Here is a 25,568-nt window from a genome sequence, read left to right as displayed (position 1 = left end):
ATGGCCTCCTCGTCGAGGGATGTCCTCGGCCGGCTGTCGGATGCGGTGCCACCGGCGGTGGTCGACCGCCTGGCCGATGAACGGTCCGAGGTGGCGCCCGCCGGGCTCGCAGCAACGGTGGTGTTGCTTCGTGATCATGACGACGGGTTGCAGACCTATGCACTGCACCGACACAACAGGATGCCGTTCGCACCCGGCATGGTGGTGTTCCCCGGCGGCCGGCTCGATCCGGCCGACGGAGTGCCGGTTGATGATCATGATCTGGACGACCTTGCGGTGCGACACTGTGCGGTTCGGGAGACCGAGGAGGAGACCGGCGTCCGGCTGCGCCCCGAGGACCTGCAGCCGTGGGCCCGGTGGATCACCCCGGAGATCGAGCCGCGGCGTTACGACACCGCGTTCTATCTGGCGGCCATGCCAGCCGGTCAGACCGCCCGGGACATCTCCGGCGAGACCTCGGCGGCAGGCTGGCAGACCGTACGCGGTCTGTTGGCGGCCGCCGACGATGGCGAGATCACCCTGATGCCGCCGACCCGTGCGACGCTGCTCGAGTTGGCCGACCATGATCGGCTGGCATCGGCGTTGGCGGTCGGCAGCGACCGATTGATCGAGATCGTGATGCCGCGCCCGGTCCACAGACCGGACGGCGGATGGGTGTGGTCCTGGGAGGGCAGAGGAAACCGTGAACGATGAGCTGATCGCGCCCGGCGTGCAACGGGTGCTGGCGCCCAACCCGGGCCCGATGACGCTGGACGGCACCAACACCTGGGTGCTCGGCGACGTCGCACACCAGGCCCCGGTGGTGGTCGATCCCGGCCCATTGGACGAAGATCATCTACGGCGGGTGCTGGAGGCCTCCGGTCTGCGTATCTCGGCGATCTGGATCACGCACCGACATCATGATCACACCGACGGTGCACGACGACTGGCCGAGCTCGCGAGCTGTCCGGTGATGGCGGTCGACCCGGAGGTCGCCACCGGTCGGGACCAGGTCCTGAGCGACGGACATCGCACCGTCGTCGGCGATCTCGAGATCGTCGCCATCGCGACGCCGGGACACACCTCGGATTCGGCGTCGTTCCTGGTCCGCTCACCCGCCGGTCCGGCGCTGTTGCTGACCGGCGACATGGTGCTCGGTCGAGGGACGACCGTGATCACCTACCCGGATGGTGATCTCGGCGCCTACCTGGAATCGCTGGAGTTGATGATCAAGCTGGTGGATGATCATCAGGTGGTCGAGATCCTGCCGGGACACGGCGATCGGGTCCGCGATCCCGGCAGCGTACTGCGTTACTACCGGAAGCATCGGCAGCAGCGGCTGGACCAGGTCCGGCGTGCGCTGGCCGACGGTGCCCGATCGGCCGCCGAGGTGGTCCGGATCGTCTACGCCGATGTCGATCCGGCGGTGTGGCCGGCAGCGGAGCAGTCGGTCCGAGCACAGTTGGACTATCTGAACAGCTGACCATCGAGCGCCGGCCCGCCGTCCGATGGGCCGACCTGCAGGTCCGCGGCGGGTCAGCGGTCTGCGACAAACCGAATGGCCGCGCCACCATCGGTGGTGGCGAACCCGGACAGCTCGAACGGCAGCTGGGTATCTTCGCCCCAACCCGAGCCGGACGTCAGCTGGCCCGGCGTCGTGGTGGTCACCGTGATCGCGCCGTCGGTGACGGCCAGTTGGGTGGTCGGGTAGGCGTCGATGGTGATGTCCTCGCTGTACACACCACTGAGGAACGGGCAGTCGTCGGGCGCCCCGCTGGGGTCGGACCGCAGCTTCTCCACGCACCCGTCGACGTACGTCTTCACGACCGGTACGAATTTGGCCTGAGCGCCCTCCTTGAGGGTGGCCTTGATCGCGGCCCTGCCGGCACCGTTCACCGGGACGTTCACCGTGACCGGCTCGACGGTGACCAGCGGATTGTCCGCCGTGGTCACCCGATAGCCGCCCGGGTAGAGCACAGGGGAGTCGGTCGCCAACTGCTGGCCGTTGATCAACAGCATGGTGGGTGAACCGGCGATGTCGAGAGCCCCGAACGCGTCGGCGACCTTCCACTGATCAAACGTCGCGAAGGCACGCTCGGAGGACTTCACGACTCTGATCTTGGAGCTCACCGGCTTGCCGTCGACGGTGTAGTTGATCGCGGCGACGCCATTGTGATCACCCGATTCCAATGTCACCTTGCCGACCCGGAGATCTTCTGGTGCTCGGTAATCCTTGCTCTGCAAGAGTTTCCCGGCGGCCCGGACGGCTGTCGAATCCTCTTGGGCAGCAGCGGCGGCAACCTGATCATGGGCGCTCAGCGCGTCGAAGTAGCGCTGCACCGCTGCTCGGGGCGAGTAGATGGTTGCCCGGAGGATCGCCGAGACCGCGACCAGCAGCACGATCGCGGCAGCGATCGACAGGCAGACGATCCAGAACGTACGGGTCGGGATCCACGGCTTGACGAACGGTGAGGTGGCCAGCTGCTGCGGTGCGCTGACGGCGGGGGCGCCGGGCGATTCGAACTCGGTCGAGCCGCACCGTGGGCAGGCGGCGGCCGAAGCCGCGACGTCGTTGTGGCAGCTCGCGCACCGGACGAGTGTTGAGGCCATCGGTCCTTACCTCGGGTCGGGGAACTGTTGAACTTGCGGAGACGATTGGTGTTGCGGAGAAGCCGGCTGCTGCGATGCCGACAGGGCCGGTGGGGCGGTCTGCGTCTCGGCGCGGATCGCTTCGGCGATGTAGTCGTCGCGGCGCCGGCGTTCGCCGGCCCGGATCTGTTGGCGGTGCGGCATCGGCGGATCATGACGGCAATTGGCGAGATCGCGCCAGGCCTGCGCCGAGCGCCGCAACTCCTGATGCCAGCGGACGCCGTCGATGGGGTTGACCGCCTTGCGTTGCACCCACCGATGCCAGTACCAGTACATCCGCAGCTCGGTCCGGAGCCCTTCGTGATCCGGCCAGCAGGGTGGCAGCAGGACCCATGGAGCGTACGCGTCCTCCAGCCAGTCCACCCAGTCGGCGAGGTCGCGCCAGCTGCGTTCCAGCTTGCCGGGGTCGAGGTCGGTCCAGACCCAGGGCGGTGGTGTCGAGTCGGCCATCAGTCCTCTCTTCCCGTGCTGTAGTCGGCACCGGCGTCAGCACTTTCGCTGCTCCAGTCCGAGCCCTGCTCCGAGGACGCCATCGCATCGTCGACGCGATCGTCGTCGGCGGCCTGTTGATCTTCATAGCTGTCGCCCGCGTCGGATTCGCCCGCGTCGGATTCGCCCGCGTCGGCTTGGTCGACGTCGCTATCCTCGGCAGCCGGTTCCTCCTCGGCAGCCGGTTCCTCCTCGGCAGCCGGTTCCTCCTCGGCAGCCGGTTCCTCCTCGGCAGCCGGTTCCTCCTCGGCAGCCGGTTCCTCCTCGGCAGCCGGTTCCTCCTCGGCAGCCGGTTCCTCCTCGGCAGCCGGTTCCTCCTCGGCAGCCGGTTCCTCCTCGGCAGCCGGTTCCTCCTCGGCAGCCGGTTCCTCCTCGGCAGCCGGTTCCTCCTCGGCAGCCGGTTCCTCCTCGGCAGCCGGTTCCTCCTCGGCAGCCGGTTCCTCCTCGGCAGCCGGTTCCTCCTCGGCAGCCGGTTCCTCCTCGGCAGCCGGTTCCTCCTCGGCAGCCGGTTCCTCCTCGGCAGCCGGTTCCTCCTCGGCAGCCGGTTCCTCCTCGGCAGCCGGTTCCTCCTCGGCAGCCGGTTCCTCCTCGGCAGCCGGTTCCTCCTCGGCAGCCGGTTCCTCCTCGGCAGCCGGTTCCTCCTCGGCAGCCGGTTCCTCCTCGGCAGCCGGTTCCTCCTCGGCAGCCGGTTCCTCCTCGGCAGCCGGTTCCTCCTCGGCAGCCGGTTCCTCCTCGGCAGCCGGTTCGTCCTCGGTGGCCGGTTCGTCCTCGGTGGCCGGTTCGTCCTCGGTGGCCGGTTCGTCCTCGGTGGCCGGTTCGTCCTCGGTGGCCGGTTCGTCCTCGGTGGCCGGTTCGTCCTCGGTGGCCGGTTCGTCCTCGGTGGCCGGTTCGTCCTCGGTGGCCGGTTCGTCCTCGGTGGCCGGTTCGTCCTCGGTGGCCGGTTCGTCCTCGGTGGCCGGTTCGTCCTCGGTGGCCGGTTCGTCCTCGGTGGCCGGTTCGTCCTCGGTGGCCGGTTCGTCCTCGGTGGCCGGTTCGTCCTCGGTGGCCGGTTCGTCCTCGGTGGCCGGTTCGTCCTCGGTGGCCGGTTCGTCCTCGGTGGCCGGTTCGTCCTCGGTGGCCGGTTCGTCCTCGGTGGCCGGTTCGTCCTCGGTGGCCGGTTCGTCCTCGGTGGCCGGTTCGTCGTCGGTGGCCGGTTCGTCGTCGGTGGCCGGTTCGTCGTCGGTGGCCGGTTCGTCGTCGGTGGCCGGTTCGTCGTCGGTGGCCGGTTCGTCGTCGGTGGCCGGTTCGTCGTCGGTGGCCGGTTCGTCGTCGGTGGCCGGTTCGTCGTCGGTGGCCGGTTCGTCGTCGGTGGCCGGTTCGTCGTCGGTGGCCGGTTCGTCGTCGGTGGCCGGTTCGTCGTCGGTGGCCGGTTCGTCGTCGGTGGCCGGTTCGTCGTCGGTGGCCGGTTCGTCGTCGGTGGCCGGTTCGTCGTCGGTGGCCGGTTCGTCGTCGGTGGCCGGTTCGTCGTCGGTGGCCGGTTCGTCGTCGGTGGCCGGTTCGTCGTCGGTGGCCGGTTCGTCGTCGGTGGCCGGTTCGTCGTCGGTGGCCGGTTCGTCGTCGGTGGCCGGTTCGTCGTCCCACCAGCCGTACATGTCGGAGGTTCCGAACTGGCGTGGTGGTTGCGAGGGCGGCATCTCGGGCCAGACCATGTTCTGCGAGGGGTGACCATCGGGCGGCGGGATAAAGTTCGCCAGCCGATCGTCGACCAGACCCTGGGTCGGGTCCGGCGTCTGCCGGGCGCCGGCGGGCTCGTTGCTGCGATCGTCCTGTCGGGACTCGCCGCGGCGGAGCCACCGCCACCGCGCGGGTTGCCGGTCGGCCTGCTGCTCGGGTGTCAGCCACGGCTCCCGGGTCCCGTCGGGGTTATGGGCATACCAGATCCCGTCCGGTGGCCGAGTCTGGCGGACAAACCCGAACCTGTTCCTTCGCTCCGATGTCGCGTACGGCTGGTCGCCGGGACGCTCACCGCCCCACGCATACTGGTCCGGCGCGATCACCCGAACACCCATCTCGCTCGACAAGCGTCGGGCAAAGCCGTTGTCCGGGTCCGCGCCGGTGTGGCAGGACATCAGAAAGATGTCTCGGCCGTTCCAGTTGGGATCGGCCCGGATCAGCTGCGCGAGCTCGAACTCGGTGACCCCGAAGCGTCCATATCTCACCGAGTTCGAGGTTCCGTGCATATCGACGGTGTAGAGCCCGTCCTGGGCCGCGACGTTCGGCGCAAATCGGGCCGTCTGGTCACCCGGTGCGAAGTAGGCACGGCCACCAGGGGTGTCGAATCCGTTGTCGTAGATCTCCTGCAGCCAACCGTGCAGCCGTGCCGGCTCGTGTTCTGTTCCACGGGATTCTTCGGCACGGCGGGCCGTTCCTCGGCGGCGCAGTTCCAGAGTCCGGGTCGGCTGGGCGTCGTACTCGGACGGGGTGAAGGCCCGATCCATGCCGTGCCGGGCGTCTCGGATCTCCTGCAATTCCGGCTCGGCGCGGTCCGGATGACTTCGATAGCGGACGTAGCTCTCGATGCCCGGCTGGGTCTCGGCGATCCGCGCGGCGGTCAGCGTCGAGCGGCAGCGGCCGTCCTCGGTGAACATGCTGCGCGGCACCGAATCCGCGATCGCCCGCCCGCCGAAACGGTCGGACGGTTGGAGTTGTTGTCCGTCGAGCTCTCGTTCGCCGCGTGCCAACGCCTCTGCGCGGGCGTTGCCGCCGAGATGGCGTCCCTCGACACGTTCGATCGAGGTATCCCGGTCGGCGTCCACGCTGACCAGATGAATCCGGTATCCCCGCCCCTGCAGTCGTCCGACCAGTGCATCGGCCTTCTGCGAGTTGGCCAGGGTGCCGTCGACGATGACGTTGTCACCGCGCTCGATCGCACTGTCCCGGGCGCGATCGGCGATCCGGGCGCTCTCCTCGTGCACGAGTCCGGCCATCTCGCGTGGGTACGGGTTGAGGTCGCGTACCTCGGCCGGCGCGAGTCGCGCCAGGGAGCCGTCCCGCTCCATCCGCTCGAAGACTCGGTCCTTGAAGTCATCGGGATCGATGTGGTGGAACTGGTCCTTGGTCATCCCGATCGCGGCAAGCTGCCGGTTCAGCGAGCCGGACTTGCCGGCGCCGGGAGGCCCGGCGGTGATGATCGCGACGGGTTCGCCGTTGCTCTGAGCGCGTGGCGCCTCGGCCCGGTGTTCGGCGAGGATCGACAGGTGCATGCGGTGGCGTTCGCCCAGCGGTTGGCGTCGGCCGGTACGCGTGACGTCGAAGTAAGCGGGGTTGTTGATCGTTGCGTTGGGACCGCGGGAGTCGAGTGGTCCGCCCGGCTCCGCTGCCTCCCGGATCCGGCGTCCTCGCTCGCGCGGATCAAGATCATCAGCGGTCATGACGGTTGCTGGCGCAGTCGGTCGATGATCGCTGTGTAGAGGTCGACGTCGATCAGCCCGTCGATCGATGCCTGCTCGATCTCGTCGACGGTACCGGGAGGTTGAACGACCGCGTCGTTCCATTCGCGATCATCGACCGTCGGCGTATACGGATACTCGGCCAGCAAGTTGATCAACTGCTCGCGGTCGAGCTCGCCCCGGGCAAACCGGCTACACCACTGGTACGGCGTCAACTCGACCAACCGCGAACGTTCCGCCTGAGCGGAGTCGACAGGCTCCTCCGCCTCGGCTTCCTCGTCGGCCTCGTCCAACGCGTCCATTGCGTCGTCGATCGCCGATTCGGGGACGTCGCCGACCTCGAAGTTGCGTCCGCGGGCGTATTCGATCAACTCGGGGTCGATCGGGATGTCGTGATGCTCGGCGTAGTAGATGTGTTCGGCGCTCCACACCCACTCGCCGTCGGTGTAGATGATCACGTTGACGGCCAGCGGACGCATCGGATCCATCTCGTCGGGCAGCAACGTCCGCGCGGCCGAAACCCCGAGCCCGTCATTCAGATAGCGCAGGATCGCCGGCTTGTCGGCGGCCCAGGTCTCCGGCCGCTGGACATCGGGATCCAACTGGCCCAGCATCGCGATCCTCATCGCTGGCTCCTCGCATACGGATCGGACCAACCGTCGGGTGACCGTGGGGTGAAGCCGCGCAGTTGTGCCAGTTGCGGGATCGCACCGGCCGGTCTGGCCTCGACCTGCCGTGGGCGTTCGCTGCGCCAGAACAGCCAGGCGTTGAACGGTGGCAGCATCTGGATCGCGTTCGTCGGTAGGACCGGGATCAGTGCCTGGGACATTGACATCTGTTGCATCCCGGTGCTCTGGTTGACCCCGATCTGCCCGCTCGGGGCTGCGCCCTGCGGACCGATCACCGTACTGGTCAGATTCTGCTTCTCCTCGCCGGCCCAGGACGAGATGTCGCGAAGATCATCTCCGCTGGAGATGCCGCCGAAGATCAACTTCGCGGTGGTCGCGGCCAGGATCGCCGACTGCTGCTCCTCGCCGTATCGGCTACGCAGCTGAGCAAGGCTCTGCGACGCCCACATCGTGATGATGCCGCGGCCGCCGCCCTCGCTGACCAACGACGGCAGGCTCTGCAGCGGCGCGATGTTGGCGATCTCGTCCAACGCCAGCAGCAGCGGCGGATCCAGCCGTCCGCCCTGACCAGCAGCGACTTCCGCGGCCCGCTGGGCGATGCTGTCGACCAGCCCGGCCATCAACGGGGCGATCGCCTGCTGCTGGTGTGACGGCCCGATGATGAACAGCGACGACCGGGTTGCCAGGAACTCGTCGATATCAAGATCGGTACGGTCGCAGGAGGCCAGCACCTTCGGCTCGGCCGTCGCCTCCAAGGTGTTCCGGGCGACGGAGTAGAAGCTGCCCCGCTCCCGGTCGCCGATCAGCTGCATCGCCTCCAGGTCGTCGGCCCAGATCTCCGCACCGGTACTGGCCAGCCGGAGGATCGCCACCGGATCACGCACCTCCTGCCCGGCCAGCCAGCGACGGACCGCGGCCATCGGCAACCGCTCAAGGGCCGCGGCGTGGAAGTAGGCCCGCAGAATGATCGCCGCGCCGGCCCGCCAGTGATCGCCGTCGCTGACACCCTGGCCGGAGACGGCGGTCATCGCCGCGACCCGTCGGTAGCAGACGCTGGGGTCCTCGCAGTCGGCCAACGGCGACCAGTGCATGGACAGCTGAGGGAACTCGCTGCCGAACGGATCGTAGACATGGATCCGGCCGCCGTACTGATCGGCGAGCCGCTGCCGAAGATCACCGGTGAAGCCGAGGATGTCGCCGCGGGTCGAAGTGCAGACCAACGGACCTTCCCACCACAGCAGGGTCGGGATGATCAGTCCGGAGGTCTTGCCGTAGCGGGGCGGGCCGACGATCCCGACCGAATCCTCCGGGGCGCTCCAGCACCGTTTGTAGCCGTCCCGGGCGTCCCAGCCGAGGAAGATCTGGCGACGGAAGCCCTGCTGGAAGGCTGGCATCTCCGGCCATTGGATGGTCATCGGCCGTTCCTGATGATCATCGACGGAACAGGCGTGATCACGGAGCTGATGATCATCAGTCACGCTCCAGCACACTGGTGACCGCGACCTGCATCGGCACCGCCGGACCGTCCGGATCCGGCAGCGGATAGTCCACGCCGTCGTCCTCGATCCGTTCCAGTCGGAGCTCGTTCGGCGGGTGGGTCGAGCCGACCGAGGCTTCCCAGCCGTTGCGCGCACCGTCGAAGCTGGCCCGGAAGCGGGCCAGAGCGCGACGCAGACCGGCCCGCATCCCGGCAGCTACCGCACCCTGGTCGGCCTGGTACTCCATCATCCGCGAACCGTTGCGCTGCGACGGCATGATCACCAACCGGACGCAGACCTGGATCGGCCAGAGGGTGATGATCAAGACGAAGGTGAGAATTCCTGCCCAGACACCGTAGGACCGCCGAGCGAGCCACATCACTCGGGTGATCGCGGCGTACAGCAGATACAGCGGCAGCGCGACCCCGCGGACCAAGTAGTTCGACACACAGTCGGCGTTGCGCCAGTGGGTGAGCTCGTGACAGAAGACGCCGGCGATCGGCTCCGGATCGTAGTTGAACTCGTCCATGAATCCGCGGGTGATGATCAGGTGCCGCGAGCCGGCGTACATGTTGGTCTCGCGGGTGTCGTCGATCAGTAACACCGGGAGATCGGTCAGGCCGAGCCGTCGGGCACAGTCGATCAGCAGCGGCTGGAACAGGGCCCGCTCACGGCGGCTGGGCCGCCGCATCCCGCGGATCCGGAAGTTCACCCGCTCGGCTGCGATCGAATACGTCGTGTAGAGCACGCTGCACAGTGCCGCGATCGGGATCTGGGCCAGCAGGATCGCCAGCCCGGTCGGCCAGCCTGCGGAGAATCCCAACACCCACGGCCCGATCAGGCCGATCAGGAATCCGGCGAGCGCCCCGAGGGCGGCTCCGACGAGCAGGCCGACGATGCCGCCGCCCCGGGCCGCGACCTCGTTCAGGAAGGTGCCGACGAACGGGGTCTGATTGATCATCGGCCCGATGATCGGCACCTGATCGATGCCGGCCAGCGGTCCGGCTGTGCCACCGATGAAACCGCCGACGCCGCCGATCACCAGTCCGACGCCGCCCAGCAGCACGCCGGTCGGCAGCCCGTACCAGGTCGCGATCAGCGCACCCAGCAGCCCGAGCTTGTTGCGGCCGGCCGCGGTCACCAGCCAGCTCAGATAGGACGGGTAGGCGGCCGGCCGGGCGAACGGCCGCGGATCCGCCCGCAACGGTTCCGCCGCGCTCGGTCCGGTCCGTACGCCGCCGGCCGAGACAGGATCCAGCGCCGGTTCGATACCTCCGGGGCCGCGTGGGTCGTGGTCCGGCGACCGGCCGGGACCGGGAAAGCCCAGCGATCCGGGAAATCCTTCGGGCGGTCTGCTGCTGCCGGTCGGCGGCCGGCCCGGTGGTGTCGCCCCGGGCGGTGTCGCGCCAGACGGTGTAGCCCCGCGCTGGGTGGTGGCGGATCGGGACGCATCGAAACCTGATGGGTGGGATGGTGTCGGATCGGGACGGCTCGCCTCGGCGTCGGTGACCCGGATCCAGTCCGATGTCGGCCGGGGCTCGGACAGTTGGGTCGGATACGGCGTGTTCCGGCCGTCGCCTCCCGGGCCGGTGGGTGCCGTTTGGCCGGCGGCTTGCCCGGATCCCGAACCGGCGTCGTCGCCGGCCTGTTGCGGCTCGGGGAAGACCGGCGCCGCCGCGTTGCGCTCCTGTCGCTGATCGGCCGACGGTCCGGTCGGCCCGGTCGCGCCGGCCTGCTGGATCCGGGTGTCGTCGTTCTGAGCGCCATCGGATCCGGCCTGCGCCGGCGGACCCTGCGGTGCGTCCGTCGGCCCGGACTGCCATGGATTGGTTGCCGTCTGATGGCCAGCAGACTGAGCCGACGACTGCGGATCCACCGCAGCGCCACAGGTCGGGCAGACGGTGCGGTCGGCGGAGAGCTGGGTGCCACAGCGCGGGCAGGTCGTCACGACGCTCCTGTCGGAAAGACGGATCAGACTGACCACTGTCGGGGTCGGAGGACCGGCGTGGTCCAAGTGACGGAAGTCTGCCACGCCCGACAGGTCATCCGCCTCGCAGTTGATCACCCATATCTTGGCGTCGTCCCGGCTGCGATCGCAGCGGTGGCCGCGAAACGTCTCGATCCGCGACGGCGGCTGAGCCTGCCCCGACACGTCGATGCAGCAGCCCGAGTGCGGTCTGGTCGGTCCCGCTGCCCAGCTCGGCGGCCCGGCCGTCACCGGCGGCCAGCTGCGCCGGTTCCGCGGGGGAGAAGGTCACAAAGGTCCCGGTCGGCGGTTTGATCGGACGGGGGATCCCGAACCCGTCCAGGCAACCGTCGGACGAATAGGGCTGGGCGCCGCCGCCGGGCTCGAAGTCCGACCAGGCCAGTTTGTCGGGGGCGGTCACGTCGACCCGCAGACTGGTGGCCAACTGCTGTGCGAAGCCGTCGTCGCGGCGCCCCGTGTCGCACGACATCAGAAAGACCGGCTGGCCCTGCCAGTCGGGAGTCTCGCGGATCAACGCCGCCAACTGGTCGGCGTCCAACCAGGTCGGACCGACCTTCGCCCGGTCGGCTGTGCCGTGGATGTCGACGACGTAGTAGCCGGGCTGCTGCGCCAGCGTCCGGGCCGCCTCCCGCATCGGCTGATCATCGGCGGGGTAGAAGGAACGACCGGCCGGCGTCGGCTCGCTGTCGTCCAGGATCTCCTGCAGCACCGGCGGCAGTGCCTCGTCCGCGGCCGCCCCTTCCTTGATGCTGTTCGCTCCGACGGTCACGACGCCATCCCGTCCACGGCCGCGAGCGCTGCCGTGACCGCGTCTGCCGACGGTTCGGCCGGAACGAATCCTTGGTCGCGGACATGGGACAGCAGTCCCGCATCGACGGGCACGTCGTGCCGTTCGGCGTAGTAGATGACCGCACCCGACCAGACCCACGCGCCGTCGGTCAGCAGGGTCAGCGGGACTGCCGGCTTACGCTCCGGGTCGAGCTCGTCGGGCGCCAGCGACCGTGCAGCCCGGATCACGCAGCCGCCCTTGAGATAGCTCAACACCGCGTCCCGATCTCGCTGCCACTGAGCCGGTTGCGACGATCCGACCTGCAGCGGCCCGAGCTTGGCGATCTTCATGGGTTCCTCCTCGGATCAGCGATCCGACGCCCCGTCGGATGTCCTGACAGTCTGCGGGCGGACATCGCCGCGACGGCGTGGTTATCCACAGCCTCGGATCGTCAGCCACCCGACAGCCGACCCACAGGCTCTGCACAGTCGAGCGCGGCACCGTGGTCGGCATGAACGAGAACGGGCCCGGCAACGGCAACGACCCGCAGGGGCAGGCGGGTCAGCAGCACTTCTTCGGACAGGGCGACGGTTTCGGCCGGCCGCCACAGCCATCCCCGTACGGCACCGGCTACGGCCAGGGCGGCTACGGCTACACCGAGCCGACCGCGGCGTACGAACAACAGCCCGGTCAGCAGCCGGATGACCCGGAACGTACGACGATCTTCGACCGCCCGGCCGGCGGCTTCCCGCCACCCGGCGGGCAGGGCGCAGGCACCGGACAGGGTTCGGCGATGGCCGGCCCACCGGCACCCCCTGCCGGCAGCAGCCCGTCAGCACAACCCGCACCGCAGCCGTCGCCGCGACGACGGGGTCGGGCCGGCCTGATGGTGTTGTCGCTGGCACTGGCCGCGCTGGTCGGCGGCGGCGTCGGGGTCGGGTCCTATGCCGCCCTCGGACGGGACGGGCAACAGGTCGCCTCACCGATCAACGTCAGCACTCAGCGGGCACCGCAACAGGCCAAGACCGACGGCACCGTCGAGGACGCGGCCAAGGTGATCGAACCGTCGGTGGTGACGATCACCGTGCAGTCCGGTACCAGCGGCGACATCGGCAGCGGCGTCGTGCTGGACAAGAACGGCCACATCCTGACCAACAACCACGTCGTCGCCGGCAGCCAGAGTGGCGGCGGCTTTCCCGGCAGCCAGGGTCAGGTGAGTGGACAGACCAAGATCACCGTCACGTTCAGCAACGGCAAGACCGCGCAGGCGAAGGTGGTCGGCAGTGACGAGACCGACGATCTCGCCGTGATCAAGGTCGACGGCGTCAAGGATCTGAAGCCGGCGAAGTTCGCCAAGTCGTCGTCGCTGTCGGTCGGCCAGTCGGTGGTCGCGGTCGGCGCACCCCTCGGACTGTCCCAGTCGGTCACCAGCGGAATCGTCTCCAACGAGGCCCGCCCCGTCCGGTCCGGCAACAACAACGACGCGGTCTACATGGCAGTGCAGACCGACGCGGCGATCAACCCGGGCAACTCCGGTGGCCCGCTGGTCGACCTGGACGGATCGGTGGTCGGCATCGACTCCTCGATCGCCTCGACCGACGAAGGCGGCGCCGGCGGCGGCAGCGAGTCCGGCAACATCGGCATCGGTTTCGCGATCCCGGCCGACGTCGCGGTCCGGGTCGCCTCCGAGCTGATCGACAACGGCAAGTCCGAAGACGCCGTCCTCGGTGTCACGATTGCCGGCACCGACGACAGTTCACTCGGATCGACCACCACCGGCGTCCAGTTGCGCAGCGTCGAATCCGGCAGCGCAGCCGACGACGCGGGGTTGCGGGCCGGTGATGTGGTGACCGCGCTGAACGGATTCAAGGTGACCACAGCCGACGGTCTGATCGCCGCGACCCACTACTACGCACCGGGCACCGCGGTGCAGGTCGACTATCAACGCGACGGACAATCCAAGACCGCCAAGGTCACCCTCGGCTCCGCCTGACCCCCACTCTTCCCGCGCACCTTCGAGGTCCCAGCGCAGGCTGCAAGCAGCGCTGGAACCGCAAAAGTGCGCGGGAACCGTACGGGGTGGGTCAGCGGGCTCGGCGTTCGACGCGTTCGACGTCGATCAGGGTGACCGAGCGCGGCTCGAGCCGGATCCAGCCGCGGGCGGCGAAGTCGGCCAGCGCCTTGTTGACCGTCTCGCGGGACGCGCCGACCAGCTGGGCCAGTTCCTCCTGGGTCAGGTCGTGGTGCACATGCACCCCGTCCTCACGATGGTCGCCGAAGCGGTGCGCCAGGTCGAGCAGCGCCTTGGCGACCCGGCCCGGCACGTCGGAGAAGACCAGATCGGCGTTGGTGTCGTTGGCCCGGCGGAGCCTGCTGGCGAGTTGACCGAGCAGACCCTGAGCCACCTCGGGACGGCCGACCAGCCACTTGTTCAGCACCTCGTGCTCCAGGACTCGCAGATCGCAGACCGTGACGGCGGTCGCCGTGGTCGAACGCGGTCCGGGATCGAAGACCGACAGCTCGCCGAACATCTGGCCGGGGCCGAGCACGGCCATCAGGTTCTCCCGGCCCGCCGAGCCGCTGCGGCCGAGCTTGACCTTGCCGCTGACCACGACGTAGAGCCGGTCCTCGGTGTCGCCCTCGTGAAACAGGATCTCGCCTCGCGCGAGATTGACCGTGCCCATTGCCGCCGACAGCGCCGCCACTGCCTCGTCGTCAAGCCCTTTGAACAGCGGAGCCTGTTTCAAGACTTCGGGGTCCACGTGCCCTCCTGGTCATCTCCAATTTCCCCCGACAGGCTACCGTCAGCCGCCGTGGTGTGCACCACGTCATCGCAGCGGCGCGGCGTCGTAGGCTGAGCCGTATGACTCCTGGCTCCACCTCGCCGACCGAAACCGACGCCGCGGCCGACGGTGTGGCACCGAGCCGGACGTCCCTGGTCCGCCGAGCGCGCACGATGAACCGTACTCTGCACGCAACCTATCCCGACGCGGCCTGCGAATTGGACTTCGACAGCCCGTTGCAGTTGTTGGTGGCGACGATTCTGTCCGCACAGACCACCGACAAACGGGTCAACCTGGTGACCCCGATCCTGTTCGGTCGCTATCCCGACGCCGCGGCGCTGGCGGGCGCGGACCGGGCGGAGATGGAGGAGATCCTCAAGCCAACCGGGTTCTTCCGGGCCAAGACCGAATCGATGCTCAAGCTCGGGGCGGCCCTGGTCGAGCGTTATGACGGACAGGTGCCCGGCAAGCTCAAGGAGCTCGTGACGTTACCGGGTGTCGGGCGGAAGACCGCCAATGTGGTGCTGGGCAATGCGTTCGGAGTGCCCGGGATCACCGTCGACACCCACTTCGGCCGACTGGTCCGTCGTTTCGGGTGGACCACCGAGACCGATCCGGACAAGGTCGAGGCCGAGGTCGGCACTCTCTTCCCGCGGAAGGACTGGACCCAGCTCAGCCACAACGTGATCTGGCACGGTCGGCGACGCTGCCACGCCCGCAATCCTGCCTGTGGCGCCTGCCCGTTGGCCCGCTGGTGCCCGTCGTACGGCGAGGGACCGACCGATCCGGCGAAGGCGGCGAAGCTGGTCCGGGAACCGCGGGGATGATGCCCGCAGCTCGCCCGGCGGCGGTCGCCGCAGGACTGTTGATCTTGCTGACCACCGGCTGCTCGGCATTGTCCCCCTCTGCGACCCCGGGTACGACCCCGTCGGCCCAGCCACCCGGCGCCTCGACCTCCTCAGATCCGAGCCTGGCGGCGGCGAAGAAGCAGGCCGGGATCGCCGACTGCCCGACCAGTGACGCCGACGCCCAGGCTCAGCCGGATGGTCTGCCGGCCGTCACGTTGCCCTGTCTGGGCGGTGGTCGGTCGGTCAATCTGGCCGGGCTGCGAGGCACCCCGACCGTGATCAACATCTGGGCCCAATGGTGCGGCCCCTGCCGGCAGGAAGCGCCGCACCTGCGGGCCGTCGCGGAACGAGCCGACAACAAGATCAACTTTCTCGGCATCGACTACGACGACCCCGATCCCGCTGCCGCGATCGACTATGCCGGGCGGGCGAAGTGGAGCTATCCGCAGCTCCAGGATCAACAGAAGTCGATCAAGCCCGGACTGCGGATCCTCGGGCCACCGCAGACGCTCTTCATCGACGAGAGCGGACGGATCGCCTACCGTCACAACGGTCCGATCACCTCCGACCGGGAACTGATCGACGCCATCGATGATCATCTCGGGGTCCGGCTGTGAGTCCGGACGACGGCGTTCCGGCCTGGCTGGACACCCTGCGGAACAGCCTGGATGACCCGGGCACCCCGCACACCTTCACCGAAGAGGAACGACGCCCGGCGGCGGTGTTGATCTTGCTCGGTGAGGACACCCTGCCGGGGCCGGACGGCGGTGCACCCGTCGGCGGACCGGATCTGTTGTTCATCGAGCGGGCGGCAGGGCTGCGCTCGCACCCCGGGCAGGTCGCGTTCCCCGGTGGCGGATACGAGCCCGGTGATCATGATCTGGCCGACACCGCGCTTCGCGAGTCGGTGGAGGAGACCGGGCTGGATCGGGACGGGGTCCAGGTGCTCGGGGAGCTGGCCACCATCGAGGTCCCGATCAGCGGCTACCAGGTGACGCCGGTGCTCGGCTGGTGGCGGCGGCCGAGTCCGATCGGCGTCGTCGATCCCGGCGAGGTCGCCGCCGTGCTGCGGATCCCGATCGCCCGACTCGCCGATCCGGAGAATCGCTTCACCATGACCCATCCCAGCGGACGGTACGGTCCCGGCTTCTTCATCGGGGAGTTGTTGATCTGGGGGCTCACCGCCTACATGGTGGACGGCGTCCTGACCCGCGGCGGCTGGCAGCAGCCGTGGGACCGGCGTCGTACCAAGAACATCCCGGACCGCTACCTCGGCAGAGTTTGAGGTCCCGTTACGCTCGTTCGGCCCGATACCCTCACAGGGGTCTTGTCCGGGTCGGATCCACACGAAGGAGCAGCACCGATGACCGAAGATCAAGAACTGGCGCAGAGTCTGAACGCACGGTTCGCCGATCTGCTCGGCGAGCACGCCGACGTCGGTGCGGAGCTGGTACGGCGCTACGCCGAGCCGCAGCGGCACTACCACGATCAGCGACATCTGGCCCACGTCCTGGATCGGGTCGAGGAGTTCGCGACCGCCAAGCATGATCGTTTCCTGGTCTCGTTGGCCGCCTGGTTCCACGATGCGGTGTATGCGATCCCGACCGCCGAACTGAGCAACGAGGAGGCCTCGGCCCGACTGGCCATCCGTACGCTCGGTCGCTGCGGCTTCGAACAGGAGGAGATCGGCGAGGTCGCCCGGCTGGTCCGGCTCACCGAGACCCATCGACCGTTGGGCTCCGACGCCGACGGCGAGTTGCTCTGTGACGCCGACCTGGCGATCCTCGCCGCCGAACCGGAGGACTATCGCCGCTACGTCGCCGACGTTCGCGCCGAATACCCCAAGCTGGATGATCAGGAGTTCGCCCGCGGTCGACTGGCTGTGCTGCAGCGCTTCGGTGGCCGGGACATCTTCCGGACCAGCAAGGGCCGCCGGTTGAACGCCGCCGCCCGGACCAATCTGACCACCGAGGCCCTGCAGTTGATCGACGACCTCGGCGTCCGCGCCGACTTCGACCCCGACGAGTGGCCCCTCAACGCCGGCTGAGGAGTCGTCGGCACCCGCAGACCACTCGCCAGGGGCCACCCATCTGGGCGATTTCGTAACACATGCGACCGTCTCGCCCCTGGCTGCCGCTCTCCAAGGGGCGATTCGGTAACACCGACTGCCATCTGACCGGACTGAGTGTGGACCGTTCGACGCCAGTACGCGACGGGGCGGGTCGCCGCTCGGCAGGATCGGATCCGAGGTCAGGCGTCGGAGCCGTGCAGGGCGTCGCGGAGGGTCACCCGGGCGCCCACCCGGAGCAGTGCGTTGCGGTAGATCCGGGACGCGATAGCGATCACGCCCGCGGTGCTCGCGATCAGGATCAGCAGTGACAGCAGCGGCTCCCACCAGGCGGCGTCGGAGACGAACATCCGGAACGGCATCCCGACCGCTGCCGAGAACGGCACGTAGGACATGATCGTGATCACCAGGTCGTTGTCGTTGAGGAAGATCACCAGGAAGTAGGGGATCATCACCAACATCGTGACCGGCATCAGCACCGACTGCACGTCCTCCTGGCGGGAGACCAGGGAGGCTGCGGCGGCGTACATCGCTGCCAGCAGGACGAAACCGATCACGAAGAACACCACGAACCAGGCGATCGGTGCCCCGAGCGCGCCGAGCAGTTGGGTGTCGCCGGTGACGGTCAGGCCGACGACGGCGCAGGCGCCGAGCAGCACCACCTGACCGAAGGCCAGCAGACTGTTCCCGATGATCTTGCCGGTCAGCAGTACCGACGCCGGAATGGTGGACAGCAGGATCTCCACGATCCGGGTCTGCTTCTCCTCCACGACACTCTGCGCGATCGTTCCGCCGAAGGTGACCGCGGAGATGAAGAACACCACACCGAAGGCGAGTGCGGCGAAGTAGCGCACCATCGGCGACATCTGGGACCGGTCCAACAGCTCGACCGAGGGCTTGACGCTCAACAGCGCCACCAGTTCGTCCGGGCTGGAGTCCTCGGCGATGATCTTGAGCCCGGTCCGGTTGCCGTTGTCGCTGATCACGACAGCATCCACGGTCCCGTCGCGGAGCAGCTGAACTCCCTGTTCCCGGTCGTTCACGGTCTTGACCGTCAGCTCTGGACTGTCGGCGATCTGCTGTGCCGCCGGACCGACCGCGGCGACCGGGGTCGAGTGATCACGATCGGCCAGCAGGCCGCTGATGATCACCGAGGCGAGTACGCCGGCCAGCATCAGCGCGGTCGAGATCAGGAACGCCTTGCTGCGGACCCGAGCCAGGATCTCCCGCTCGGCGACCAGCCAGATCTGTTGGCTGCGGTTCACTGGATGACCTCCTTGAAAATCTCGGCCAGCCTGGGCCGGCGAGGGGTGAAGCTGAGCACCGGGCCGCGTTCGACGGCCCGCGTCAGGACGGCCTGTGCGGCGTCGGCGGAGTCGGTCTCGAAGATCGCGTGCGGACCGTCGAACTCGATCACCTGGACCCCGGACTGATCACGCAGCCAGCCGGCATCGAAGCCGAAGGTCGCCTGATAGGTGCTACCGGCGTACTGTCGGCGCAGCGCGTCGCGATCACCGGTCGCCCGGATGGTGCCGTCGGCGATGATCACCAGGTCGTCGCAGAGCTGCTCCACGATGTCCAACTGGTGTGAGGAGAAGAGCACCGGCACGCCGGCATCGGCCCGCTCCTTCAACACCGCGAGCACGACGTCGACCGCGAGCGGATCCAGGCCGGAGAACGGCTCGTCGAGGATCAGCGCCTCCGGGTCGTGGACCAATGCCGCCGCGACCTGGGCCCGCTGTTGGTTGCCCAGGGACAGTGTCTCGACCCGGTCGCCGGAGCGTTCGGCGAGTCCGAGCTTGTCCAGCAGATCGGTGGTGTTGTGCCGAGCCCGGGACGCCGACAGCCCGTGCAGTCGGGCCAGGTAGCCGAGTTGCTCACCGATCGGCATCTTCGGATACAGCCCGCGTTCCTCCGGCATGTAGCCGAAGCGTCGTCGGTCGTCGGCGGTCAAGGACTGCTTGTCGAGCCGGACCTCGCCGCTGTCGGCGGCCAGCACGCCCAGCATGATCCGCATGGTGGTGGTCTTGCCGGCGCCGTTGCGGCCGACGAAGCCGGTGATCCGTCCACCGGCGACGTCGAAGCTGACATCCCTCAGCACCCGCCGCCCGGTGAAGGACTTGTTGATCTTCGACACTTCGAGCATGACCTCAGCCTAGGAAGCATCGCCCGGTCACACCTCCGCACCAAGGGGGAGATCCTGGCTCCACCCTCAGCCGGACCCGGCACACCCGCACCCGATCACCGCCGCACCACTTCCGTACCTTCGCACCACGTACACCTGGTGCGAAGGTACGCAACTAGTGCGACGGTGGGGGTGGGTCGAGGTCGGCCTGTTGGACGAGCAGGGCGATCTGGACCCGGTTGGCGACGTCCAGGTGGTCGAGCAGTCGGGAGATGTAGGTCTTCACGGTCGGCAGCGAGATGCTCAGCCGATCGGCGATGTCGGCGTTGCTGAGTCCGTCGGCGACGGCGCGGCCGACGTCCCGTTCGCGCGGTGACAGGTCGGCCAGCCGGGCACGTGCGGCGTCCCGGGACGCCGTCCGGTGATCTTGGCGTACGTGGTCGAGCAGCGCCCGCGCTGCCGTCGGAGCCAGTGTCGGTTCGCCACGGCCGGCCGCACGCACAGCATCGACCAGATCTTGCGGCGGTGTGTCCTTGAGCAGGAACCCGACCGCTCCGGCGGCCAACGCCGCCAGCGCCAGTTCCCCGGTGTCGAAGGTGGTCAGCGCGAGCACCCGTGTCGCGGGGCTGCCCTCGGCGATCCGTCGGGTGGTCTCGATGCCGTCCAGGACCGGCATCCGCAGGTCCATCAGGATCAGGTCTGGCGCGAGAGATCGTAACTGGGCAAGGCAATCCCGGCCGTTGGACGCCTCGCCGACGAGGCGCAGATCTGGCAACCCGTCCAGCATCATCCGCAGTCCGGAGCGGACGATCGGGTCATCGTCGACGATCATGATCCCGATCGCCGCCGGCGCGGTCGCAGGATCCACGGCCTCCATCACGCCGGAGCCGTCTCACTCGACTGCGTACCGGTCAGCGGACTTGCTGCGGCGCGCGGAAGATCGGCGCCGAGCGGCAGCCGGGCGTGCAGCGTGAAGTCGTTCGGTGATCGGTCGATGTCGAGACTCCCTCCGAGCAGGGCGACGCGTTCGGTCAGTCCGACAATGCCATAGCCGGACTCCGGCAGCGGCGCACCGGGTCGGGCCGATGGTGTTTGCGCGGCGATCGGGTTGCGGACGGTGATCTCCAGACTGCCGTCGGTCCTGTCGATCGTGAGTGACACCGGCTGGCCGAAGGCATGCCGTCCGGCGTTGGTCAGCGCCTCCTGGACGATCCGGTAGACGGCCCGACCGATCGGCGGAGCAAGATCATCGAGAACGTCCTGATCGATCCGGACGCGCAGGTCGGTCCCGGTCGAAGAGTGGGAGTCGAGGAGTTCGCCGAGGTGGGCGGCCGAAGCGATCGGCCGAGATCCGTCGGTGTCGTCGGTGTCGCGGAGTACGCCGAGGATGTCGCGCAGCTCGGTCAGCGCCAGATGGGACGACCGTTGGATGGTCGTGGCGGCCGCACCGACCTGAGCGGAGTCCAGGTCCGGGCGGAAGGCCAGGGCACCGGCATGCACCGAGATCTGCGAGATCCGATGGGCGAGCCCGTCGTGCATCTCGCGGGCGATCCGTTGCCGTTCCATGCTGCGAGCCTGCGCGATCCGCAGATCACGCTCGGCCTCGGCCCGTCGGGTCCGGTCCTGCAGCTTCCACAACAAGCTGCGCTGGGCTCCGATTGCGCCGCCGCAGATGCCGCAGGCCACCATCGTGACTGCGGTTGCGGCCGTCACGCCGAAGACGAAGAACGCGATCCCCTTCACACCGGCCTGGGGAACATGGTCGCTCGGCAACCCGGTGCTGAGGTCGATCGGAACCAGCATCTGGGCTGCGTAGATGATCAGCACGCCGGCACCGACCCATCCGTACTGTCGCCAGCGGCGTCGAGTGGCCAGCGAACACGACGCCCAGAGGAACGGGCCGAACGCCGGCGGCGACACCGCAGCACAGCAGAAGATCAGGAGCGGCGTGATTGCCGGGCGGCGTCGCCGGAAGAACACCAACACCCATCCGGCAGCACCGAAACCGATGGTCAGGATGATCGACCACGTGGGTTGTGTCCCCGCGCCGATCACGGACACCACCGTGTAGATCCAGGCCGCAGCACTGATCGCCGCACTGATGCAGATCCGCCCGAGAAGAGCGTTCGGGGTGAGCCGAGGTGGCGGCGGATCGGCCTCGTCGATGGCGTTCATGATGGTGACAATAGGAACGTCGAGGTCCGACCGATAGTCCTCCACGGAATGATCCGCCTTCGTCCGAAAGGATGACCGCCGATCGGCCGCACCCCTGAAGCGCTGAACCAGCCTGCCGCACCGTTTGCGTACGTTTGCACCAGGTGTACAGGGTGCGAAGGTACGCAAACGGTGCGGCAAGGGTGTGGTCCGGCGGACCGGGCGAGGGACTACATGGTGGCGAGGTAGTCGGCGGGCTGTTGATCACCGACGATGGCGCCGTCGGAGACCACCAGGACGCGTTCGACCCAGTGCAGGGACTGCGGCCGGTGGGTCACCACCAGCGTGGTCCGTCCCTGGGCGGCGACCCGCATCGCCTGGTTGACCTTGCGTTCGCTGGCCAGGTCCAGATTGGAGGTCGCCTCGTCCAAGATCAGGATCGACGGATCGACGATCAGCGCCCGGGCCAGGCAGAGCAGCTGCCGCTGACCGGCCGACAGGGAACGGCCCCGTTCGGTGATCAGCTGTCGGTAGCCACCCGGCATCCGGGAGATGAACTCGTGTGCACCGACCGCACGGGCCGCGGCCTCCACCTCGGCATCGGACGCGTCCGGCCGACCGTAGGCGATGTTGTCGCGGACCGACCGGGTGAACAGGTGCGGTTCCTGCGGCACGTATCCCATCCGGTTGCGGTAGTCGGCCAGATCGAACTGATCAAGGTCGATGTCGTCGACCAGAATCCGGCCCTCGGTCGGATCGTAGAACCGCGACACCAACTTCACCGTGGTCGACTTGCCGGCACCGGTCCGACCGACGAAGGCCACCCGCTGACCGGCCGGGATGTGCAGGTCGACCCGCTTCAGCGCGTCGCTGGTGGTGCCGGCGTAGCGCAGCCGGACCCCCTCCAGCTTGATGTCGCCGTTGATCACGTCCGGCCGGACCGGAGCATCCGCAACCGGGGTCGAGGTCTTCAACCCGAGCAGCTCGCTGATCCGGACCAGGCCGGCGCGGGCCCGCTGGTAGACGTCGAACACGGTGGCCAGCTGCTGGATCGGTGCGAACACCTGCGCCAGGTAGAGCATGAACGCCAACAGGGTGCCGACCGCCAGCGTGCCGGCGTCGACGAACCGCGCGCCCAGCCCGAGGACGGCGACGGTGGCCGAGGTGGACAGGATCTCGATCACGCCGACGTAGACCGCGGTGGCGAACGAGCTGCGCTTGGACCAGAACATGAAGTCCCGGCCGAGGGCTGCGAACCGGTCCAGGTTGGTGGCCTCCCGCCGGTAGGCGTGGGTGACCCGGATGCCGGCCAGCGATTCCTGCAGGTTGGAGTTCAGGATCGAGGTCCGCTCCCGAGCCTCGTCGTAGGCGACCGACGCCCGGCGGCGATACCACCAGGTCGCCACGGCTGCCGGCGGCACCACGCAGAGCACGGTCAGCGCCAGCCGCGGATCCAGCGCCAGCACCACGATCGACATCCCGGAGAAGGTCAAGATCGCCATCAGCAGGTTGATCAGACCGACCTGCAGCAGCTCCGCGATCGCGTCGATGTCGGAGGTCATCCGGGTCATGATCCGGCCGGCCTGGGTGCGGTCGTAGAAGTCGATGCCGAGCCGCTGCAACTGCCCGTAGACCCGGGACCGCAGCGCGACCAGCAGCCGTTCGGTGGTGCGCTGGGTGGTCAGCTGCGAGCCGCGCTGGACGAAGAACAGACCACCGGCCAGCAGTGCGGCGCCGACGCAGACCATCCCGAGCACCGGCAGGCTGCCGTCCAGCATGCCGCCGTTCACACCCTCGCGGATCAGCAGCGGATTGACCAACGCCAGTACGGTTTCCAAGGCCACCAGCAGCAGCCCGGCCAACAGCCCGTACCGGTAGGGGCTCAGGAACTTCACCAGCTTGAACGGCTCGGATCGCCGGCCCTCGCCGTCCAGGTCGACACCCGGATGATCATCGAAGGTCGGCAGTGCGGCGATCTTGGCGGCGACATCCGGCGGAGTCTCCAGCTCGGCCGGCGGACGGCCGCTGGCATCCTGCCGGGACTCCCAGGCCGAGGCGGTCGGCGCGAAGTCGCCCCGCCGGGCGGCCGGCAGCAGACCGGCAGCGTCGTCGTCGCCACCGGCCATCTCGCCGAACAGATCCCGGTAGAGCGCGCTGCGGTCGAACAGTTCCTCGTGGGTTCCATGATCGACAACGTGGCCGTCGTCGAGCAGCACGACCCGGTCGGCCATCCGCACGGTGGACTCCCGGTAGGCGACCATGACCGCTGTCCGGCTGGCCAGGAACGGCCCGAGGTTGGCGTGGATCTCGTGCTCGACCTTGGTGTCGACCGAGCTGGTGGCGTCGTCCAGCAACAGGATGTCGGGGTCGACCAGCAGCGCCCGGGCCAGAGCCACTCGCTGTCGCTGACCACCGGAGAGCGTCATGCCCTGCTCGCCGATCAACGTGTCGTAGCCGTCGTCCAGCCGGGTGATGAAGTCGTCGGCCATCGCCGCGCGGGCGGCAGCCCGGATCTCGTCGTCGGTCGCGTCCGGCCGACCGTAGGAGATGTTGTTGGCGATCGTGTCGGAGAACAGGAAGCTGTTCTCGAACACCATCCCGACCCGGCCGCGGAGCTGGGACAGCGACTGGGCGCGAACGTCGACGCCGTCCACCAGCACGCTGCCGTCGGTCGGGTCGAAGAACCGGCCGATCAGCTGCATGGCGGTGGACTTGCCGCAGCCGGACGGACCGACCAGGGCGATCGACTCGCCGGCGGCGATGCTCAGATCAAGATGGCGCAGCACCTGATGGCCGTCGCCGTCCACATAGGCGAAGGAGACATCGCGGAAGTCGATGGTGCCGGCCTGGTCGGTCGGGGTCACCGGCTCGGCGGGCTCGGTCAGGTCGGGACGCAGGTCGAGGATGTCGCCGATCCGCTCCACCGCGGCCTGGCACTGCGGCAGGTTGCTCAGGATCATCCCGATCACCCGGGCCTTGCCGGCCAGTCCGGTGAGGTAGCTGGAGAAGGCGAGGAAGACGCCGACGGTCAGGTAGCCGTTGATCACCAGCAGGCCGCCGAGGGCGATGATGATCACCTGGCCGAGTTGCGGCCCGGCCATCAGCGAGGCGAAGAACGGCGCCCGCAGCCGGACCGCCCGGACCCGTGCTCGGAACATGTTCAGCAGAGCATGGTGCAGCCGGGTCGTCTGGGCAGCCTCCTGGCCGAAGGCACGGACCACCCGGACGCCGAGCACGGCCTCCTCGATCTCGGTCATCAGCTCGGCCTCCTTCTGCTGGGAGTCCCAGCCGGAGGCGTGCACCTGGGTGCGCATCCGGTGTGTGATCACGAACACGGTGCCGATGATGATCATCACGACGACGGCCAGCAGCGGCGACAGCCGGAACATCACGACCAGCGAGACGGTGATGCCGACGGTGGTGGCCGCGACCTCGGCGATGAAGCCGATCAGCATCTGCACCCAGCGCAGATCTGTGCTGGCCCGGGAGACCAGCTGGCCGCTCTGCAGTTGCGAGTGGCCGGAGAAGTCCAGTCGTTGCAGGGTGTCGTAGATGTCGTTGCGGATGTCGTGCTGGATCGCCAGCGCGGCCTTGCCGGAGCGGTAGCGCCACAGCATCGACAGCACACCGATGATCAGACCGAACACGGCCAACAGGCCGAGCCAAGGCAACAGCGGGCGATTCTTGGCGATGATCGCGTCGTCCAGCACGATCTGCTGGATCAGCGGCAGGGTCGAGCCGAGCGCGGCGTAGACCGCGGCCAGCACGGCCGTACCGATCAGCAGCCGACGGTGGCGGTTCAGGACGGGGAGGAGCCGGCGTCGCCAGGACGGCGGAGTGGGCGACTGCAGGGAGTCGACGGTTTCGGCGGGCGGCGCGGACGGACGGGTCCGGAGCGCGGGCGCGGACATGGAGTCTCCGAAGTTGATCTTGGAATGGGCTGCAGGAGGATGTCACCCGGGACCGCAACGGCGGTCGTCGGGTGCAGGCAGCAGGCATCGCTGCCGCGGTGTCGGGACACGGCGGCGTGTGGAGGGGGATGCTCAGGAGAGGGAAGAGGTGGTGGCGGTGTCGATCCGTTCGGCCCGTGTCGTCGGCTCGGAGCCGGCGAGGGGCGGATCGATGGCGCGATGGTTGTGGCGGCTCAGCGTCCACAGCCGATTAGGGCAGAAGCACCTGGAA

Annotated in this window: 21 protein-coding genes; 7 read left to right on the top strand and 14 right to left on the bottom strand. The window is 68.4% G+C overall.

Annotation, left to right across the window (positions count from 1 at the left end; all coding sequences use genetic code 11):
- Nucleotides 1–693, top strand: coding sequence for an NUDIX hydrolase (locus BLU38_RS11055; RefSeq protein WP_091524410.1), 693 nt, complete (start codon nucleotides 1–3; stop codon nucleotides 691–693).
- On the top strand, nucleotides 683–1,462 hold the full coding sequence (locus BLU38_RS11050) for an MBL fold metallo-hydrolase (RefSeq protein ID WP_231920290.1): 780 nt from the start codon (nucleotides 683–685) through the stop codon (nucleotides 1,460–1,462). The genes BLU38_RS11055 and BLU38_RS11050 overlap by 11 nt, the downstream gene beginning before the upstream one ends.
- Before the next feature lie 53 nt (nucleotides 1,463–1,515).
- On the opposite strand, the gene BLU38_RS11045 is transcribed toward BLU38_RS11050, so the two are convergent.
- The 8 genes from BLU38_RS11045 to BLU38_RS11005 all read right to left on the bottom strand — a co-directional run bounded on the left by BLU38_RS11045 (nucleotide 1,516) and on the right by BLU38_RS11005 (nucleotide 11,758).
- The gene (locus tag BLU38_RS11045; protein WP_091524407.1) at nucleotides 1,516–2,589 is read right to left on the bottom strand and encodes a hypothetical protein; all 1,074 of its coding nucleotides are present in this window, start codon (nucleotides 2,587–2,589) and stop codon (nucleotides 1,516–1,518) included.
- A gap of 6 nt (nucleotides 2,590–2,595) precedes the next feature.
- Nucleotides 2,596–3,078, bottom strand: coding sequence for a hypothetical protein (locus BLU38_RS11040; RefSeq protein ID WP_197680076.1), 483 nt, complete (start codon nucleotides 3,076–3,078; stop codon nucleotides 2,596–2,598).
- Entirely contained in the window at nucleotides 3,078–6,527 is a 3,450-nt protein-coding gene (locus BLU38_RS30850) for a zeta toxin family protein (protein WP_172836116.1), read from the bottom strand. Before BLU38_RS30850 ends, BLU38_RS11040 begins: the two co-directional genes overlap by 1 nt.
- Complete coding sequence (locus BLU38_RS31200; protein ID WP_172836115.1) at nucleotides 6,524–7,171, bottom strand: hypothetical protein; 648 nt, start codon at nucleotides 7,169–7,171, stop codon at nucleotides 6,524–6,526. The genes BLU38_RS30850 and BLU38_RS31200 overlap by 4 nt, the downstream gene beginning before the upstream one ends.
- The gene (locus BLU38_RS11020) at nucleotides 7,168–8,652 is read right to left on the bottom strand and encodes a type IV secretory system conjugative DNA transfer family protein (protein ID WP_231920289.1); all 1,485 of its coding nucleotides are present in this window, start codon (nucleotides 8,650–8,652) and stop codon (nucleotides 7,168–7,170) included. The genes BLU38_RS31200 and BLU38_RS11020 overlap by 4 nt, the downstream gene beginning before the upstream one ends.
- Nucleotides 8,645–10,600 carry a M48 family metalloprotease gene (locus BLU38_RS31385; protein ID WP_197680075.1) on the bottom strand — a complete coding sequence of 652 codons (1,956 nt, stop codon included), beginning with the start codon at nucleotides 10,598–10,600 and terminating at the stop codon, nucleotides 8,645–8,647. The genes BLU38_RS11020 and BLU38_RS31385 overlap by 8 nt, the downstream gene beginning before the upstream one ends.
- Before the next feature lie 94 nt (nucleotides 10,601–10,694).
- Nucleotides 10,695–11,408 (bottom strand): hypothetical protein, encoded by a 714-nt coding sequence (locus BLU38_RS11010; protein WP_091524402.1) that lies wholly within the window; start codon nucleotides 11,406–11,408, stop codon nucleotides 10,695–10,697.
- Entirely contained in the window at nucleotides 11,405–11,758 is a 354-nt protein-coding gene (locus tag BLU38_RS11005; protein WP_091524398.1) for a hypothetical protein, read from the bottom strand. The genes BLU38_RS11010 and BLU38_RS11005 overlap by 4 nt, the downstream gene beginning before the upstream one ends.
- A gap of 161 nt (nucleotides 11,759–11,919) precedes the next feature.
- Between BLU38_RS11005 and BLU38_RS11000 the strand changes: the two genes are divergently transcribed.
- The gene (locus tag BLU38_RS11000) at nucleotides 11,920–13,401 is read left to right on the top strand and encodes a S1C family serine protease (protein ID WP_157683378.1); all 1,482 of its coding nucleotides are present in this window, start codon (nucleotides 11,920–11,922) and stop codon (nucleotides 13,399–13,401) included.
- Between the two features lie 91 nt (nucleotides 13,402–13,492).
- Here BLU38_RS11000 and BLU38_RS10995 read toward each other — a convergent pair whose 3' ends face one another.
- A complete protein-coding gene (locus BLU38_RS10995; protein WP_091524391.1) occupies nucleotides 13,493–14,170 on the bottom strand; it encodes a Crp/Fnr family transcriptional regulator in 678 nt (225 codons plus the stop codon).
- 101 nt (nucleotides 14,171–14,271) lie between these two features.
- Between BLU38_RS10995 and nth the strand changes: the two genes are divergently transcribed.
- From nth to BLU38_RS10975, 4 genes are all read left to right on the top strand, one after another.
- Nucleotides 14,272–15,018: an endonuclease III gene (nth, locus tag BLU38_RS10990; RefSeq protein WP_091524387.1), complete on the top strand. Its 747-nt coding sequence runs from the start codon at nucleotides 14,272–14,274 to the stop codon at nucleotides 15,016–15,018.
- A complete protein-coding gene (locus BLU38_RS10985) occupies nucleotides 15,015–15,656 on the top strand; it encodes a TlpA family protein disulfide reductase (protein WP_231920288.1) in 642 nt (213 codons plus the stop codon). Before nth ends, BLU38_RS10985 begins: the two co-directional genes overlap by 4 nt.
- On the top strand, nucleotides 15,653–16,324 hold the full coding sequence (locus tag BLU38_RS10980; protein ID WP_091524383.1) for an NUDIX hydrolase: 672 nt from the start codon (nucleotides 15,653–15,655) through the stop codon (nucleotides 16,322–16,324). The genes BLU38_RS10985 and BLU38_RS10980 overlap by 4 nt, the downstream gene beginning before the upstream one ends.
- Before the next feature lie 78 nt (nucleotides 16,325–16,402).
- Nucleotides 16,403–17,086, top strand: coding sequence for an HD domain-containing protein (locus BLU38_RS10975; RefSeq protein WP_197680074.1), 684 nt, complete (start codon nucleotides 16,403–16,405; stop codon nucleotides 17,084–17,086).
- 203 nt (nucleotides 17,087–17,289) lie between these two features.
- Here the strand turns inward: BLU38_RS10975 and BLU38_RS10970 are convergent, their stop codons facing one another.
- The 5 genes from BLU38_RS10970 to BLU38_RS10950 all read right to left on the bottom strand — a co-directional run bounded on the left by BLU38_RS10970 (nucleotide 17,290) and on the right by BLU38_RS10950 (nucleotide 25,297).
- On the bottom strand, nucleotides 17,290–18,372 hold the full coding sequence (locus BLU38_RS10970; protein ID WP_091524379.1) for an ABC transporter permease: 1,083 nt from the start codon (nucleotides 18,370–18,372) through the stop codon (nucleotides 17,290–17,292).
- Nucleotides 18,369–19,253 (bottom strand): ABC transporter ATP-binding protein, encoded by an 885-nt coding sequence (locus tag BLU38_RS10965; RefSeq protein ID WP_091524374.1) that lies wholly within the window; start codon nucleotides 19,251–19,253, stop codon nucleotides 18,369–18,371. The genes BLU38_RS10970 and BLU38_RS10965 overlap by 4 nt, the downstream gene beginning before the upstream one ends.
- A 154-nt stretch (nucleotides 19,254–19,407) precedes the next feature.
- A complete protein-coding gene (locus BLU38_RS10960) occupies nucleotides 19,408–20,100 on the bottom strand; it encodes a response regulator (protein WP_231920287.1) in 693 nt (230 codons plus the stop codon).
- Between the two features lie 8 nt (nucleotides 20,101–20,108).
- Nucleotides 20,109–21,452 carry a sensor histidine kinase gene (locus tag BLU38_RS10955; RefSeq protein ID WP_157683377.1) on the bottom strand — a complete coding sequence of 448 codons (1,344 nt, stop codon included), beginning with the start codon at nucleotides 21,450–21,452 and terminating at the stop codon, nucleotides 20,109–20,111.
- A gap of 164 nt (nucleotides 21,453–21,616) precedes the next feature.
- Nucleotides 21,617–25,297: an ABC transporter ATP-binding protein gene (locus BLU38_RS10950; RefSeq protein WP_091524361.1), complete on the bottom strand. Its 3,681-nt coding sequence runs from the start codon at nucleotides 25,295–25,297 to the stop codon at nucleotides 21,617–21,619.
- Nucleotides 25,298–25,568 lie beyond the last annotated feature (271 nt).

Origin of the sequence: Microlunatus soli (genome assembly GCF_900105385.1) — a bacterium.
GTDB lineage: Bacteria > Actinomycetota > Actinomycetes > Propionibacteriales > Propionibacteriaceae > Microlunatus > Microlunatus soli.
Note: the sequence above shows the minus strand (reverse complement) of the source record. Positions and strands in the feature narration are given on the sequence as shown.

Bases quoted from the DNA above. Each gene is read 5' to 3' on its own strand.
- BLU38_RS11055 (WP_091524410.1), top strand. From the start codon at position 1: ATGGCCTCCTCGTCGAGGGATGTCCTCGGCCGGCTGTCGGATGCGGTG.
- BLU38_RS11045 (WP_091524407.1), bottom strand. From the start codon at position 2,589: ATGGCCTCAACACTCGTCCGGTGCGCGAGCTGCCACAACGACGTCGCG.
- BLU38_RS11040 (WP_197680076.1), bottom strand. From the start codon at position 3,078: ATGGCCGACTCGACACCACCGCCCTGGGTCTGGACCGACCTCGACCCC.
- BLU38_RS30850 (WP_172836116.1), bottom strand. From the start codon at position 6,527: ATGACCGCTGATGATCTTGATCCGCGCGAGCGAGGACGCCGGATCCGG.
- BLU38_RS31200 (WP_172836115.1), bottom strand. From the start codon at position 7,171: ATGAGGATCGCGATGCTGGGCCAGTTGGATCCCGATGTCCAGCGGCCG.
- BLU38_RS11005 (WP_091524398.1), bottom strand. From the start codon at position 11,758: ATGAAGATCGCCAAGCTCGGGCCGCTGCAGGTCGGATCGTCGCAACCG.
- BLU38_RS11000 (WP_157683378.1), top strand. From the start codon at position 11,920: ATGAACGAGAACGGGCCCGGCAACGGCAACGACCCGCAGGGGCAGGCG.
- nth (WP_091524387.1), top strand. From the start codon at position 14,272: ATGACTCCTGGCTCCACCTCGCCGACCGAAACCGACGCCGCGGCCGAC.
- BLU38_RS10985 (WP_231920288.1), top strand. From the start codon at position 15,015: ATGATGCCCGCAGCTCGCCCGGCGGCGGTCGCCGCAGGACTGTTGATC.
- BLU38_RS10975 (WP_197680074.1), top strand. From the start codon at position 16,403: ATGACCGAAGATCAAGAACTGGCGCAGAGTCTGAACGCACGGTTCGCC.
- BLU38_RS10965 (WP_091524374.1), bottom strand. From the start codon at position 19,253: ATGCTCGAAGTGTCGAAGATCAACAAGTCCTTCACCGGGCGGCGGGTG.
- BLU38_RS10950 (WP_091524361.1), bottom strand. From the start codon at position 25,297: ATGTCCGCGCCCGCGCTCCGGACCCGTCCGTCCGCGCCGCCCGCCGAA.